A 15,542-nucleotide genomic window follows, 5' to 3' on the forward strand; every position below is an offset into this window, starting at 1 on the left:
ACGGAGACCGTTGCTCTTGAAGCCGTTTTTCTGGCTAGGTTGTTTGCTGCGCATATCGGCGCAGCAGTTGGGCAAAATCGCCCAAGGCTTCGATGCCGGTTGCTTCCGCCTGCTTGCACCAATCCTCGAGCGATTGTACGAGCGCTTCATAATGGATGGAGGATCGGGTCCAGAGCTGTGTTAGTTCTTGTTTGGAACGGTAGATCGTCTCCAGCGTCCGGCTCAAGCTCAGCGCCTGTTTCAAGGTTCGGCAGGCGGTTTCGTCGAGTGGGATGCCCTCTCGGACCAGGAGTTTTTTCACGTTGCGCAGCAGGCGCCGGTGGGCAGGAGGAGCGGTTTTCCACTCGTGCCGCAGCACCGGGACCACGACGCGGTGGCCGTACAGGGCCAGGATATGGTAGCGGTTGCGTACCACGGCTTGAACCGTGGCCGGGTTGATCGGTTTGGGATCGCGGTCGAGGCGGATTCGAGGCGCCGTGCGGCGGATTTCGGCCAGCCGAAACCGTTGCAGCAGGCGGATGTAGCCCCAGCCGATGTCCAATTCCCACCAGCGATGGGAGAGACGGGCCGAGGCCGGATACGCGTGGTGATTGTTATGCAATTCCTCGCCGCCGATGAGTAGCCCCAAGGGAAACAGGTTCATCGACGCGTCCGGAGTTTCGAAATTGCGATAGCCCCGGTAATGGCCCAAGCCGTTAATCACGCCCGCCGCCCAAAACGGAATCCAGAGCATCTGCACCGCCCAGACCGTGATGCCGTAAACGCCGAACAGCCCGATATCCATGAGGAATAACAGGGCAATGCCCCCGCCTCGATAGCGGCTGTAAAGATTCCGTTCGATCCAGTCGTTCGGGGTGCCGTAGCCGTATCGGTCCAGCGTTTCGGAGTGGCGGGCTTCGGCCCGATACAACTCGGCGCCTTCCCACAACACTTTCCGAATGCCGAAAACTCTGGGGCTGTGAGGGTCTTGCGGGGTTTCGCAGCGGGCGTGGTGCTTGCGGTGAATCGCCACCCATTCCTTGGTGACTATACCGGTGGTCAGCCACAGCCAGAATCTGAAGAAATGGCTGACGATGGGGTGGAGATTCAATGCCCGATGCGCCTGGTGGCGATGCAGGAAAATGGTCACACTGACAATCGTTACATGGGTCAATCCCAAGACGATCCCAATAAGTTCCCACCAGGGGAGGTTGAGCAATCCATTAATCATCTTTATATCCGTATTCCGGAAAATGCCCTATTGAATTAGAGCGAGTACGACAAGGAAGGTTTTGCAGCCTCGTTGTCAGTATGCATAGGCGAGTTCTTTGGCTTTGCCAAGCTTGCCACGGATCACGGGCCTTGGCTAAGTCTTTCTGATCAGACGCAACAGAAGCAAGAAGACCACGGCGCCAACCGTCGCGACAATCAAGCTCGCAAGCCTGCCACCCCCGGCGGACAAACCCAGCACATCGAACAGAACGCCACCCAACACCGCGCCGAACACGCCGACAATAATGTCTCCAATGGCGCCAAAACCGCCGCCTTTGACCAATTGCCCCGCCAGCCAGCCGGCCGCCAGGCCAATCAGCACATACCACATCAATTCCATAGAGCCTCCGTTTTACCCGAGTCAATCGAACTATTGATTTCCGGCTTAAACGTCCACAGGGGTGTATGCCCTTTTAAGGACCAGATAGGTCGCCGACAACCCCAGGAGGATAGCGCCTATGCCTATAAGCAATCCGGGCTCCACATGTTTTATGTCCAGGGTGATGAGCTTATTGCCCAGCGCAATGATGGCGACTTCGACGACGAAAGCCGGGTTGATGGAGCCCAGAACGAGATAGCTTTTGATGGACTTGAGAAGCTCCAGCCCGATGACCAGGATGAGAAAAAGGCCGAAAGATTCAAACAGCCGGTTGATGTCAACCAAGAAAAAAGGAGAATCAAGGATGTTCTTGATGAGGATCCGGCTGAGTTCAAGGGTGCCCAGAATCACGGAAACCAGCAGCAAGAAAACCAACAAGTAGACGATATACCTTTCAATTTTATCAATGGCTTTTAGCATGTTTATGGGATTTCCGCGGCGTTGATCGTCTTCTGCCGGAGTGGATAGCCCACCACCAACGATTTGATCTGATCGGGGGCTACCGGCTTGACCAGGTGCTCGTCAAACCCGGCGGCTTGGGACCGGTCGTGGTCCTCCGCCTGTCCATAGCCGGTCATCGCCACCAGCAACGGCGTTCCCAACTCGGGCAGCGCCCGCAGACGGCGGGCCACCTCATAGCCGTCCAGACCCGGCAAACCGATATCGAGCAGGACGATCTGAGGGTGAAAGGTCTTGGCCGCTTCGACAGCGTCCGGACCGTCGTATGCCGTTTGCACCTCATGGCCTTCGAGTTGCAACAACAGCGCCGTACTTTCCGCCGTGTCCGCGTTGTCATCAACCACCAGGATGCGGCAGCGGACAGCAGGCGTACCTTTGGCCGCTTCGGTTTCTGCGGGAGCAACGGGGATGGCCATCTCCGGCAAGGCCGGCAAACGGACGGTGAACTCGCTGCCCTTGCCGGTCCCGTCGCTGCGCGCGTCGATGCGCCCGCCGTGCAATTCGACCAGGCGGCGGACCAGGGTCAGTCCGATGCCGAGACCGCCTTCCGATCGGTCCAGGGATTTGTCGGCTTGAACGAAGAGGTCGAAGATCGAAGGCAGGAGTTCCGGGCCGATGCCGATGCCGGTGTCGGCGACCTTGAGCACCGCGTCCTGCCCTTCGGGCGTCAGAGTCAGAGTGATGCGGCCGCCGGGCGGGGTATATTTGATGGCGTTGTTCAGAAGATTCGAGACGATCTGTTGCAATCGGGCCGGATCGCCTTCGACCGGCACGGCATGCTCCGGCAGCGACAAGCTGAGCCGATGGTGGTGCGCGTCGATCTGAGAATAGGCATCGTCGACCGCCTGCGCCACCAAGTGGGTCAGATCGACCGGCTGTCTCTTCAGGACGATCGTTCCGCGGCTGATGCGCGACAGATCGAGAAGATCGTCGAGTAGCCGCGCCTCCTGGCGGAGCTGCCGATCCATCATCGCCTGGGCCTGCCGCTCCGCCGCCTCCCCGGCATCGCCACGCCGCCAGATCTCCAGGGCATTGCGGATAGGCGCCAAGGGATTGCGCAGCTCATGGGCGAGCATGGACAAGAACTCGTCCTTGCGCCGGTCGACCGATTTTAGGGCTTCGAGCGCTGCCTTGTACTCGGTGATGTCCTCGATCGCCAGAAGAATGCGTTCCTGATCGTTCCAGCGCAAAATCTGGGCGTTGAGACGCATCGTCCGCTCCCCGATCTCGGGGAAGACTTGGGTTACCTCCTCATCCTGGAAAGCGGCATAGGCGGGCAGGATTTCCTTGAGAAGCCGGCGCAAGGCGGGAATGTCCCATTGCCCATGACCCAACTGGTAAAGCAGGCCTTGCTCGGTCGCTTCGCGGGTGGTTTTGAAGCTCCGGTAGAAGGCGCGGTTCGCCCGCTGGACACGGAGTTCCTTATCGAGCACGAGCAGCGGTTGATGCCCGGTTTCGACGACGGCCTCCGCGTAATCGTGCGCTTGCCGCAACTCGTCGTTCAGCGCGTTGAGCTCGCGGTTGCGGGCGCGCAGTTCGTCATTGCTCGATTGCAATTCCTCCTGGGCGGTCTCGAGTTCCTCGTTGGTGCTTTGGAACTCCTCGTTGCTCGATAGCAGTTCCTCTTCGGCCGCCTTCAGTTCTTCCACCGCCGCCTCGTGCGCATCCAGCATGGTCCGAATGTAATCGCGGGCCGCTTCGAGCTCCTGCGTGAGCCGCAGGATTTGCCGTTCCTTTTCGCTCTCTTGGGTGGCGCGCTCCGCGTCTCGACCCGCGCGCAGCCTTCCCCAGAGCGAACTCCAGAATTCCCCGGCACCGGCCACGCCTTGATCCCGTACCGAGGGCGCTGCCTCCTCGAAAAAAATCAGAAACCACAGGTTTTCCGCCGGAGCCACTCGCAGAGGCATGACTTCGATATTGAGCGTCCTCGGGCCGCCCGGCCCCTCCACCCGCAAACCCTCCCGCCGCGCCGGGGAGCCGTCTTTTCGAGCCTGCTCGATGGCGCCGCTCAGGTCGACGAGGAGTCCCGGCCGGGCCAGTTTCTGCAGCTTGAGGCTCGGAGGTCCGGCCGGGTTGGCCAAATATGGGGTGGTCTCGCCCCGGAACTGCAGAACGTTCATGTCTCCATCGCAGAGAACCCCCGGCGGAACATAGCGGGCCATGGTCAGGCGGTCGGCTTCCCGTTGCAGGCGCTCCGCCTCCACGGGTTCACTGGACGTAACCGGTCTTTTCAGGTTGGATCGGTCCGGCAATACGTGATGTTCCTCCAGGAGCGCCAATTGATTCCGCCCGGGCAGAATCGTCTTGGAATAGATTTTGAGCCGCTTGTCGACGGGACTGAACAGCTCGGATAAGGTGCCTATGGTTTCGGACGGTCCCAGCAGGAGAAATCCGCCCGGATTCAAGGCGTAATGGAAGAGCGGGATCACCCGCTTCTGCAAAGCCGGGTCGAGGTAGATGAGAAGGTTGCGGCAGCTCACGAGATCGAGCCGCGAGAAAGGGGGATCGTGGGCCACGTCCTGGCGGGCGAACACACACAAATCGCGGATCGTACGGGTGATCTGATAGTGGCCGTCGACCTTGATGAAGAAGCGCCGGAGCCGCTCGTCGGAGACGTGGCGGGCGATATTCTCCGGATAAAGTCCGGCGCGCGCCGTCTCGATGGCGGCCTCGCTGAGATCGGTGCCGAAAATCTGAATCGGGGTACGGGTCAACCGCTCGCCCAGATATTCCAGGAGGCAGATGGCGATGGAGTAGACTTCCTCGCCGCTGGCGCAGCCCGGAACCCAAATTCTCAACGGGGCTTGAGGTGGGCGGCTTTCGAGCAGGCGCGGGAAGACGGTTTGGGTCAGCCCCTCGTACAACTCGGGATCGCGGAAGAAATCGGTGACCTGGATCAGCAGGTCCTGAAAGAGGGCTTGGGTTTCTTTCGGGTCGTTTTCCAACAAATTCAGGTACTCTGATAACGTACTCAATCCACGCAGGACCAGACGACGCGCGAGCCGCCGCTGCACGGTGCCGCGCTTGTAGTGCGTGAAGTCCACGCCAGAGACGTTTCGAACGCAGCGAAAGACCCGGTGGAGATCTTCCCCGTCGGTGGGCGGGGGTTCTACGGTGGACACGGAGCGGTTTCTCGTCAAGTACGGGTGGCGACTGAGCCTTGCGAGCTCACTGGCGATGTCCCGCGGCGGCAGAACCCGATCGACCACGCCGAGTTCGATCGCTGCCTTCGGCATACCGCTGAATTTGGCCGTGTTTTCGTCTTGGGCGTAGGTGATGCCGCCGGCACCCTTGATCGCCTGCATTCCGAGCGCACCGTCCGAGCCCGTGCCTGAGAGAATGACCCCGATCGCGCTGGCTCCCTGCTCCTCCGCGAGAGAGTAAAGCAGATGGTCGATGGACATGGACGGCAAGGGCGAGCCGCTACGGCGGCCAAGGGCGAGGCGGCCTTGGGACAGCGCCATGATGGCGTTGGGCGGAATAACGTAGACCTGGTCGGGTTCGACCGCAAGCCCGTCCGCCGCTTCCTGGACGGGCATGGCCGTCTTACTCGCGAGGAGTTCGACGAGTACGCTCTCGTGATGAGGATCGAGGTGCTGGACCAGCAAAAAGGCCATGCCGCTGGTGGCCGGAAGGCCGGCCAGGAATTCCGAGACAGCTTCGAGGCCACCGGCCGAAGCGCCGATGCCAACAATGGGAAACGGCATCATGCATAGCTCTCCTTAGTTAGGAAATTCCGGCTGGGTATCCGGCATTATCTCAAGCTGGAGACTCTTAAGTCCATTTCAGACAAACGAGAACCCCGAATGTGCGGACCGCTGCCAGGTCCGAATTTCCGGGTCCACTTCCGTGCCTTGTGTATCTTCTCATACCACGGTCATAACGGGCTGCGGGTAGATCGGTAAGCCCTGGCAACAGCAAAAAGGCCGATTCACGCTACCGCGAATCGGCCTTTTTAATTCACTTAAGGATCGACTGATAGGGTACTGTCCAATACCCTATCCGGGCGATTTTTAAAACCGACGCCCACCGCCGAATCCACCGCGATTGCCGCCGCCACCAAAGCCGCCGCCGGATCTTTCTTCGCGCGGGCGGGCTTCGTTGACGGTCAAGCTGCGCCCGTCGAAGTCCTTGCCGTGCAAGGCGGAAATGGCGGCCTGAGCCTCCTTGTCGTTGCCCATTTCCACGAAACCGAAGCCTTTGGAGCGGCCGGTGTCACGATCCATGATGACATTCGCGGAGTCTACCGCACCATACGTCGCGAACATTTCTTCCAGTTCACGGTTGCCGACGGTGTAGCTCAGATTGCCAACGTACAATTTCTTACTCATAAAAAAACTCCTAAAGAGGAAAGGGAAAAAAATAAAAGCGAAAAAGGATAGCTGCCGATCCGGCCAGTTATTAACGGCGCCTTTTGCCGCCCTTCCGCCCACGGGGGCGCTCTTCGTTGACACGAAGACAGTTGCCGCGCAGGGTGTGCCCGTTCAAGGCACTGATCGCGGCCCGGGCCTCATGACCCTCCATTTCGATGAAGCCGAAGCCACGGCAGCGGCCGCTGAAGATATCCCGCGCCAAGTCCATCGAGCGCACTCGCCCGTGCTCGGCGAACAGGTCGGTGAACTCCTTTTCGGTGAGGTCGGGCGGTAGATTGCCGGCATAGATTCGCAGCATGATAGTTCTCCTTTCGATGAAGCCCCAGCGATGCTTTAAAGCACGCGGCGGGGCAAGTTTGATGAGCCGCGGCGCGAGGCCGGGCGGCTTTCGGAACGGGGCATTGGCTTGATCGGCGTCCGCGGCGGCGTCGGATCTGCCTTGACGGTGGACAGAATTTCTTCCGGCACCGGGTGGGCGGGCAATCGTCGGCCGAGCAGACGCTCGATGTCCCGCAGTTGCGGGGCTTCGTCCGCGCATACCAGCGAAACCGCTGCGCCGTCGGCGCCCGCACGGCCGGTTCGGCCGATGCGATGCACGTAATCCTCCGGAACGTGCGGGAGTTCGTAGTTGACCACATGGGGAAGCTGCTGGATGTCCAGACCGCGGGCAGCGATGTCGGTCGCCACCAGGATCTGCACCCGGTCCTCCTTGAAGGCGGCGAGGGCCTGCGTCCGCGCGGACTGGCTTTTGTTGCCGTGGATTACGGCGACGCGAAAACCATTCCGGTCGAGTTGTTCCGCCAGGCGATTAGCGCCATGCTTAGTGCGGGTAAAGACCAGGGTTTGGCCCCAGCGCCCATGGCTCAGGAGATGAGCGAGCAGCACCTGTTTTCCCGTCTTCGGCACGTGATAGACAGACTGGCTGACCAACTCGGCCGGTGCATTGCGTGGCGCCACTTCGATGCTCAGCGGCTGGTGCAGGAGTCCCGCCGCCAGCTTGCGGATATCTTCCGAGAAGGTGGCGGAGAACAGCAGGTTCTGGCGGACTTTGGGCAGCAGCCCCAGGATACGCTTGAGGTCGTGGATGAACCCCATGTCGAGCATGCGGTCGGCCTCGTCCAGCACGAGAAAATCGATTCCGGAGAGATTTACGTGGCGCTGGCCGACGAGATCCAGTAAGCGTCCGGGCGTTGCAATGAGGATATCGATACCCCGGCGCAGGGCAGCCACTTGGGGTTGCAAGCCAACACCGCCGAATACCACCGCCGCCCGTATTCCGGTATGCCGGCCATACACGCGCACGCTTTCGCTGACCTGTGCGGCGAGTTCGCGGGTGGGCACCAGCACCAGCGCCCGAGGGGCACGGCCCGGCCGATCATTCACCCGGGTGCCTTCGATCAGTCGCTGCAGCAGAGGCAGGGTGAACGCGGCGGTTTTGCCTGTGCCGGTCTGAGCCGCGGCCAACAGATCGCGGCCGCCCAGTACGGCAGGGATGGCCTGCGCTTGAATGGGCGTGGGGGAGGCGTAGCCTTGTTCGGCCACGGCGCGCAAGATGTCCTCGGAAAGGCCTAAAGAAGTAAAAGCCATGTTATTTTTTCCTGGCTTCGCCTACCGAGCGACGAGCACGGCACCGGTTGAGGGCGAGCATTGGGTGGAGGTGACCACAGGGCGGTTCAAAGAACACGCCGCGTGCGGTTTGCAGGAGGAGGCGGGACTAGCAGAGGTGCCGTAAGGCAGTGACTGAAAGGAAAATTCCGTATCCTCGTGGCGAAGACCGGTCTTCGCCGCGACAAACTACAGTCAGGATACGCGCTTTCTGCGGAATTACCTAATCGGATTTCTTTTTGCCGATCTATGGACATCTTTCCGCTGAAGGCGCATTGTGGCAAGACCAAGGACAAATCCTACAGAACCGCTATGGATGATTCAGAGTCGCAATTCCCTATTGGCTCAATCGTACTCTACAAGCCCAAAGAACCCGCTATCGACAATGCCCGATACATCGGGAAGAAGGCTTTGCTTACTCGGTATTTGCGCTCGAAAACCCGGTATACGCCCCCGCTACTCAGGGATTGCTTGATCAGGTTTGCTTCCGGTGTGACCTTGCTGGTACCCGAAAACGATATTGTGCTATCCGAATAGCAGTACCCGACAAGTCGATCGATATCGAGTCAAGGAAACCCGGGCGAAAACGAGGTTCAGTCGGGTTTGTTTTTGCCACCGGCTCCATTTACCGGTTGCCGGTCTTTTCCTTAACTCGGCGCCCGACATCATGATCGGTGATGGAAACCGCCTTCGATGCGGCCGGACCTAAGCTCAAGTTCGATTAGGCGGTTAAACGTTGCCGCTCGGTAAGATTCCCGAGAGCAGGCTTAATGGCGATCCAAACTCCAGAGGTTGACATGTTATCTGGGAAACTAACGACCCGCGATTCCTTTCTTACGGCCAGCAGTTTTCAACAAACCTGCGGATTTTGCGGTTGTGTGTTCCGTGTGGAAATTACCTGGCAGACATCCTATTCCTACAAGGCTGCCCAGGACACACAAGCCTATTCCTGCCCGGAGTGCCGGCGCGACTGCCGAATCAAAACCTCAACGGAACCGCGAGTTGTTTTGATATCGAAACGTACCGACGGCCGCACGGTCCTATGTCCGTCTACTTGAAGAACATTCGTGTGGCAAGGAGCCTGCATATCTTTTGGCGGGCGTCAGCACCGGTTCCAGAGCGAAAAAACTGATAAAGTGACCTGATCCGGAACAGGTGTGAACGGGCGCGTCCGGATGAACGACGCGAAAAAAGGCGATAACCTCCAGGGCGATCTTCGCGCCTATATCTTGGAAGTGGCGTGGTTCGGAGGGGAATCGGTGCAGCGCCTTCTTGGCTCTCTTCCCATTTTCACTGAAAAAGGTGATTCATCATGAAAAAAACCGAGAAAACCTATCTTCAGTCTTCAAAGTATCGGTGTCCTCTGTGTAAGCAATTAGTTTTGTCATCCGATTACCTATTTACGCGTCGGCGGTCCGCTGGTGGAGTTTGGACCATCGTCGAGTGCTGCCGAAAGTGCAAGGATTCGGGATTCTAAGATTTCTCGGTAGCTGACTTATCGATCAGCTTAACGAGCGGTGTCCACAATTGCCGGCCGAGTTCGACCTCGACCAAGCCGAAATCCGGCCATATCCAGGCGCCAGCGGCGATTACACCGTTACAATTCTTAAGCGGTTACGACAACGTTTTTGGTCGCGAGATCAAAATACTCTGGGATGGCGCGCGCCTTACCATCGAGCACTGAAAGTCGGCGAGCACGCGGCTCGTCTGACGATAGCCCCATTTCGCTGCCAGCTTACAGCCCCGACTTTAAGCCGGTTGAGGCGCTATGGCCTTGATCGCATGAGGAGGTCCCATTATCACTGTCATATCAGGCATAGAGGATTTCGTGGGCACGGGCATCGACCTCCAATGGGGCGTGCTCATAGCCGAACTCGACCATTTGGGAGAGATAAACCGGTAGAAACTGCTGAATGGAGCCCGCCGCTTCGTATTGATATACATGCCGGAATTCATGACTGAGCAGCCGAGAATCGGCCTCATGCCCCTGGCACACGAACACCGCATAGCCGAGCGTCAGACCCACCATGCCCGGACCCAGGAGCCCTGTTTCGAGAGCCGCGGCCCGCAGCTCGGGATCTTCTGGAAACGGTAGCGCGGCCACGATCGCCACGCGAATGTGTTCCGGCCGCTGAACGCCAACCCGGCTTGCGAGGGCCGAGCCCTGGCTATTCAGCCGGGTGCCGTATCTCAAGGCTTGCTGTGATTGAACCTCGGCCCAGGCTACGGCCCGGGGCAGCAAAGCGGGGAGGGCGGTGGCGAGATCCCTCTTCATATCTGAAAGTCCACAGCTCGAAGTTCTCCTTGGGCAGGATACCCAGTCCATAATGTGACTTCTTTTCAGCGAAATAGTAACGCCGAACGGCGGCCTTATTCTTTGGGTTAGGATGACGACGGTTGGCGACGACAAAGCTTTCGCGCCTGGTCCTGACATCGCTCGTGACGTTTGAAGACAGCTTCTTACAGTCAGATCAGGTCTGAGCTTCTACAATTAAAGGGTCAGATTTTTATCTGTTTCTTCCAATCGAACCATGCCGGTCACCGAAAAAGGTCGGCGGTTCGTGCTGAAGACCAAAAACAAACGACAAAAGCTCAACCCTTCACCTATTCCGCCGGGTAGATGGCTGCGAGGAACGTGTCGTCGCAGGCAATGTGATCGGCTATGATCGGCGCGGCTGCACGGTCGCATTCGACGGGTCGGCAGTGCTTCGATGCCGCGGCTGAAACCCGTCCCGAGCGCTACGCCGTCATCGATTATCCGCTGTGTGGGTGTTCCGCGATTTCAGTGGCTGTGCTAACCGGTGCCGCCGGAGATAAAGTAATCCATGACTAGATATCTTGCGTTGATTCTAACCTTTGCCTTGGGCGCTGGAACGGGCATGTGGTTTGTGTCGTATCCGGTGCGGCAGGGGGATTGTCCTGCCACCCAAGCGGAGAGAAAACCCCTGTTCTATCGCCATCCCATGGGAGCGGCCGACACTTCGCCCACGCCCAAGAAGGATGAGATGGGTATGGACTACCTACCGGTCTACGAAGATGAACTATCGGCGAGCCGGCTGGTGAACATCGTTCCGGCAAAAATCCAAAAACTGGGCGTAAGAACGGAAAAGATCGAAAAGCGCAAGCTGGTGCGCAGCCTGCGCGCTCCCGGCAGCATCCAGGTTGACGAGCGCCGTACGTATGCCGTTGCCAGCAAATACGAAGGCTGGATCCAGCGCCTTTACCTCAACGCAACCGGTATAGCGGTCAGGCGCGGCCAACCTCTGTTGGATGTCTACAGTCCCGATCTTTTGGCCGCTCAGCAGGAGTACTTGAATGCCCGGCAGCGCCTGGAAACCCTGAAAAAGCGCAAAGGACACGCGAGGGTTGCGGCGGAGCGGGTCGCCGCCAACGCTCTGCAACTGCTGCGCCACTTGGACGTCGGACCCGATCAATTACAACAATTGCAGGCTCCGAATGCGGTACCCCTGAACGAGATGCCGCTGCTGTCACCGGTCGATGGCGTGGTGCTGGAAAAAAAGGCAGTGGAAGGTATGCGCTTTTGGCGGGGCGACGTGCTGTTCCGCATCGCCGAACTGAGCAAAGTCTGGTTTGTGGCGGATGTGTTCGAGCAGGATCTGGGCTGGGTACGCCAGGGCCAAGCGGTTTTATTACAAATCAATGCCTATCCGGGCCGGGAGTTTCGCGGCCGCATCGATTTTATTTCGCCCAACCTGGAACCCGAAACCCGCACCATCAAGGTTAACGTCGAGATGCCCAACGACGGAGGCTTTTTGAAGCTCGGCATGTACGGCAGCGCCGATTTGACAGCCGCGGCGCCGAGCGAATCGCTGGCGCTGCCGGAATCCGCCGTGATCGACAGCGGAACTCGGCAGGTGGTTCTGATTCGGAAGGGTGAAGGCGTCTTCGAACCCCGCAACGTGAAGCTGGGCCGGCGGGCTGGCGGTTACTTCGAAGTGCAGGAGGGCGTCGCAGCCGGCGAAACGGTCGTCACTCACGCCAATTTCCTGATCGATGCGGAAAGCAATCTCAAGGCGGCATTGGACGGCATGGGCGTGGCCGGCGATCGGGACAAGCCCGCACCGGTCTCGAAAGCGGAGAACGCCACGTCCGAAAACCGCTCTGAAAGGCGTTAGCCATGCTGGAAAAAATCATCGGCTGGTCCCTGCGCAATGTTTTTCTGGTGCTGCTGACAACCCTGTCGATCATCGGCTGCGGCCTGTATGCCCTGTCGAAAATACCCTTGGATGCGCTGCCAGATTTGTCCGACACTCAGGCAATCGTCTATACCGAGTATCCCGGCCAAGCCCCTCAAGTGGTGGAGGACCAGGTGAGCTATCCGCTGGCCACCGCCATGCTCGGCATTCCGCGCTCCCGTGTGGTACGGGGATTTTCTTTCTTCGGCGCGTCTTTCATCTATGTGATCTTCGAGGACGGCACCGATATTTCCTGGGCGCGATCAAGAGTTCTGGAATATTTAAATGCCGCCGCCGGGAAGCTGCCGCAGGGAGTCACGCCGCAGCTGGGGCCCGATGCCAGCGGGGTAGGCTGGGTCTATCAATACGCGGTACTCGCCAAGGACTATTCCCTGGCGGAGCTGCGTACTCTGCAGGACTGGTTCCTGCGCTATTCGCTGGCCAATACCCGGGGGGTGGCCGAGATCGCGAGTCTCGGCGGTTTTGTCCGGCAATACCAGGTAACGGTCGATCCGCGCAAATTGCAAGCTTACGGGATTTCCCCGAAAACTCTGAGCGAGGCCATCCGCAACGGCAACCGCGATGTCGGCGGACGGGTGATCGAGATGGCGGAAACGGAGTACATGGTGCGTGGACGGGGTTACCTGCGCGGCGAATCCGACCTGGAACGGCTGGTGCTGAAAGCGGCCAATGGCGTACCGGTATTGGTGCGGGACGTGGCGCGGGTGGAGCTAGTCCCCGACGAACGGCGTGGCGTTGCGGAGCTGAACGGCGAAGGCGAGGCGGTTTCCGGTATCGCCCTGGCCCGTTACGGCCAAAATGCGCTGGAGGTTATCCAGAATCTGAAAAACCGGCTGGGGGAAATCGCCCCGGGCCTGCCTGCGGGCGTCAGCATCCAGGCGGTATACGACCGCTCGGAGCTGATCTACCGGGCCATAGCCAACCTGAGCCGCACCCTGCTGGAGGAGAGCGGCGTGGTCGCGGCCGTATGCGTGCTGTTCCTGCTGCACCTCCGCAGCGCTTTGGTCGCGATCGTGATGCTGCCGGTCGGGGTGTTGATCGCCTTTATCCTCATGCACGCCCTGGGGATGAACTCCAACATCATGAGCCTGGGCGGCATCGCTATCGCCATCGGCGCCATGGTTGACGCCGTCATCGTCATGATCGAGAACACCCACAAGCACCTGGAGCGGGACGGAGATCGTCTGCCGCGTTTCGAAATCCTGTCGAATGCCTGCCGGGAAGTTGGGCCGCCACTGTTTTTCAGTCTGCTGGTCATCACCGTTTCCTTCCTGCCGGTGTTCGCCCTGGGAGCCCAGGAAGGGCGGCTGTTTCAACCCTTGGCTTTGACCAAGACCTTCGCCATGGCGGGGGCGGCGCTGCTATCGATAACCCTGGCGCCGGTATTGATGCTGTTGTTCGTGCACGGAAAAATTCCGGCGGAACAACGCAATCCCGTCAATCGCCTGTTGCGGCGCGGGTATCGCCCGGCGCTCAGCTGGGCCATGCGCCGGAGAAAAACGACTCTGCTTCTGGCCGGGCTGGCTGTGGCTGGTACCTGTTACCCTATCGCGCATTTGGGCGGCGAATTCATGCCCGCGCTGAACGAAGGCGCCCTGCTGTTCATGCCGCAAACCCCACCGGGCCTGTCCGTGACCGAAGCGGCCGAACTGCTGCAAACCCAGGATCGCATCATCAAGAGCTTTCCCGAGGTCGAATCGGTGTTCGGCAAGGCCGGGCGCGCGCTGACCGCCACTGATCCCGCGCCGCTGGAAATGGCGGAAACCCTCGTCAACCTAAAGCCCGAGTCCGAGTGGCGGCCCGGTCTGACCGTGGACAAGCTGATCGCCGAAATGGACCAGGCCTTGCAAATACCCGGCGTCAGCAATACCTGGACGATGCCGATCAAGAACCGGATCGACATGCTCGCCACGGGCATCCGCTCCCCCATCGGCATCAAGTTGTTCGGCAAGGATCTGGCGGAGATGGATCGGCTGGCCCGGGAGATCGAGCAGGCCGTCAAAACCGTGCCGGGCACCGCCAGCGCCTACGCCGAGCGCATCACCGGCGGCTATTACCTGAATATCGACCCGGATTACGAGGCCCTAGCCCGTCGAGGGCTGCCGGTCGGCGAGTTGCAGGACGTCATCGCCGCCGCCATCGGCGGAGAAACCGTCACCACCCTGGTGGAGGGACGCGAGCGCTTCGCAGTCATCGTGCGCTATCCGCGCGAGTTGCGCGACAACCCGGAGGCCATCGCCAACCACGTGCTGGTGCCTACACCGGACGGAGCGATGGTTCCTCTGGGCCAAGTTGCGCATCTGAGTTTGAGCCAGGGGCCGCCGGCGATTCGCACGGAAAACGCCATGCTGTCCGCTTACGTCTACGTGGATGTGCGCGACCGGAACATCGAGGGCTATGTGCAGGACGCCAAACAGACGGTGGAACAGGCTGTCCGTTTTCCGCCCGGCTACTACATCACCTGGAGCGGTCAGTTCGAGAACATGGAGCGGGCGAAACAGCGCTTGCGGCTGGTGGTTCCGCTCACCCTGGCCGTCATCCTTGTCCTGCTCTACCTGAATTTCGGGAGCTTGACGGAAACCTTCATCGTCATGCTGTCCGCGCCTTTTGCCCTGATCGGCGGGGTCTGGCTGGTGTGGCTTCTGGATTATAACTTCAGCGTGGCGGTCGGCGTTGGTTTCATCGCGCTGGCGGGCGTTGCGGCGGAAACCGGCGTGGTGATGCTGATCTATCTCGACCAAGCTTTCCGGGAGCGGCAACGGCAATGCGAAAAAGAGAAACGCGTGATGAGCGAGGCGGACCTCGATGCCGCTCTGATGACGGGCGCGGCGGAGCGGCTAAGGCCCAAGGCCATGACCGTCGCTGCCATCATGGCGGGACTCCTGCCGATCATGTGGAGCCACGGCACCGGTTCGGAAGTGATGAGACGGATCGCTGCACCGATGGTGGGCGGGATGATCACTTCCACCGTGCTGACGCTCATCGTGATACCGGTGATTTATGTGTGGGTCAGGAGCTACTCGGTAAGGCGAGCGCACACCGAACGGGCGAATGCGCGGTCCGCAACCGTTTCCCGGTGAGGGGGTAGCGTTGCAATGAAAACGGGCTTTCTCCAGCGACTAGAGCATTTTCATATCTAGTGAAAGGAAACCAAGGGATCGGGAAGCGGTCTGATGAGTATTTGCGAAATGAGGAGCGGTGATGGCGAAAGCCTATTCGATCGATCTCCGGGAGCGCGTGATCGGCGCCTGTGATGAG

At 59.7% G+C, this 15,542-nt stretch carries 12 protein-coding genes; 4 read left to right on the forward strand and 8 right to left on the reverse strand.

Annotation, left to right across the window (positions count from 1 at the left end):
* Positions 1-34: 34 nt before the first annotated feature.
* From VEB01_RS12080 to VEB01_RS12110, 7 genes are all read right to left on the reverse strand, one after another.
* Positions 35-1,210 (reverse strand): DesA family fatty acid desaturase, encoded by a 1,176-nt coding sequence (locus VEB01_RS12080; RefSeq protein WP_324875751.1) that lies wholly within the window; start codon positions 1,208-1,210, stop codon positions 35-37.
* A gap of 135 nt (positions 1,211-1,345) precedes the next feature.
* Positions 1,346-1,591 carry a GlsB/YeaQ/YmgE family stress response membrane protein gene (locus VEB01_RS12085; protein WP_324875753.1) on the reverse strand — a complete coding sequence of 82 codons (246 nt, stop codon included), beginning with the start codon at positions 1,589-1,591 and terminating at the stop codon, positions 1,346-1,348.
* A gap of 45 nt (positions 1,592-1,636) precedes the next feature.
* Positions 1,637-2,050 carry a phosphate-starvation-inducible PsiE family protein gene (locus VEB01_RS12090; RefSeq protein WP_324875755.1) on the reverse strand — a complete coding sequence of 138 codons (414 nt, stop codon included), beginning with the start codon at positions 2,048-2,050 and terminating at the stop codon, positions 1,637-1,639.
* Between the two features lie 2 nt (positions 2,051-2,052).
* Complete coding sequence (locus tag VEB01_RS12095; RefSeq protein ID WP_324875757.1) at positions 2,053-5,799, reverse strand: chemotaxis protein CheB; 3,747 nt, start codon at positions 5,797-5,799, stop codon at positions 2,053-2,055.
* Positions 5,800-6,102: 303 nt separating this feature from the next.
* Positions 6,103-6,420 carry an RNA recognition motif domain-containing protein gene (locus VEB01_RS12100; protein ID WP_324875759.1) on the reverse strand — a complete coding sequence of 106 codons (318 nt, stop codon included), beginning with the start codon at positions 6,418-6,420 and terminating at the stop codon, positions 6,103-6,105.
* A gap of 70 nt (positions 6,421-6,490) precedes the next feature.
* Entirely contained in the window at positions 6,491-6,760 is a 270-nt protein-coding gene (locus VEB01_RS12105; RefSeq protein ID WP_324875761.1) for an RNA recognition motif domain-containing protein, read from the reverse strand.
* A gap of 35 nt (positions 6,761-6,795) precedes the next feature.
* Positions 6,796-8,049: a DEAD/DEAH box helicase gene (locus tag VEB01_RS12110; protein WP_324875763.1), complete on the reverse strand. Its 1,254-nt coding sequence runs from the start codon at positions 8,047-8,049 to the stop codon at positions 6,796-6,798.
* Here VEB01_RS12110 and VEB01_RS12115 point away from each other — a divergent pair.
* Both VEB01_RS12115 and VEB01_RS12120 read left to right on the forward strand, forming a co-directional pair.
* Positions 8,048-8,194, forward strand: a complete 147-nt coding sequence (locus VEB01_RS12115; protein WP_324875765.1) for a hypothetical protein — start codon at positions 8,048-8,050, stop codon at positions 8,192-8,194. The genes VEB01_RS12110 and VEB01_RS12115 overlap by 2 nt on opposite strands.
* A gap of 1,048 nt (positions 8,195-9,242) precedes the next feature.
* A complete protein-coding gene (locus VEB01_RS12120) occupies positions 9,243-9,383 on the forward strand; it encodes a hypothetical protein (protein ID WP_324875767.1) in 141 nt (46 codons plus the stop codon).
* A 494-nt stretch (positions 9,384-9,877) separates the two neighbouring features.
* On the opposite strand, the gene VEB01_RS12125 is transcribed toward VEB01_RS12120, so the two are convergent.
* Positions 9,878-10,342 (reverse strand): hypothetical protein, encoded by a 465-nt coding sequence (locus tag VEB01_RS12125; protein WP_324875769.1) that lies wholly within the window; start codon positions 10,340-10,342, stop codon positions 9,878-9,880.
* Positions 10,343-10,892: 550 nt separating this feature from the next.
* Here VEB01_RS12125 and VEB01_RS12130 point away from each other — a divergent pair.
* On the forward strand, positions 10,893-12,203 hold the full coding sequence (locus VEB01_RS12130; RefSeq protein ID WP_324875771.1) for an efflux RND transporter periplasmic adaptor subunit: 1,311 nt from the start codon (positions 10,893-10,895) through the stop codon (positions 12,201-12,203).
* A 2-nt stretch (positions 12,204-12,205) separates the two neighbouring features.
* Complete coding sequence (locus VEB01_RS12135; RefSeq protein ID WP_324875773.1) at positions 12,206-15,364, forward strand: efflux RND transporter permease subunit; 3,159 nt, start codon at positions 12,206-12,208, stop codon at positions 15,362-15,364.
* Positions 15,365-15,542: the final 178 nt, after the last annotated feature.

This window comes from Methylocaldum sp., assembly GCF_035627495.1.
Lineage (GTDB): Bacteria > Pseudomonadota > Gammaproteobacteria > Methylococcales > Methylococcaceae > Methylocaldum.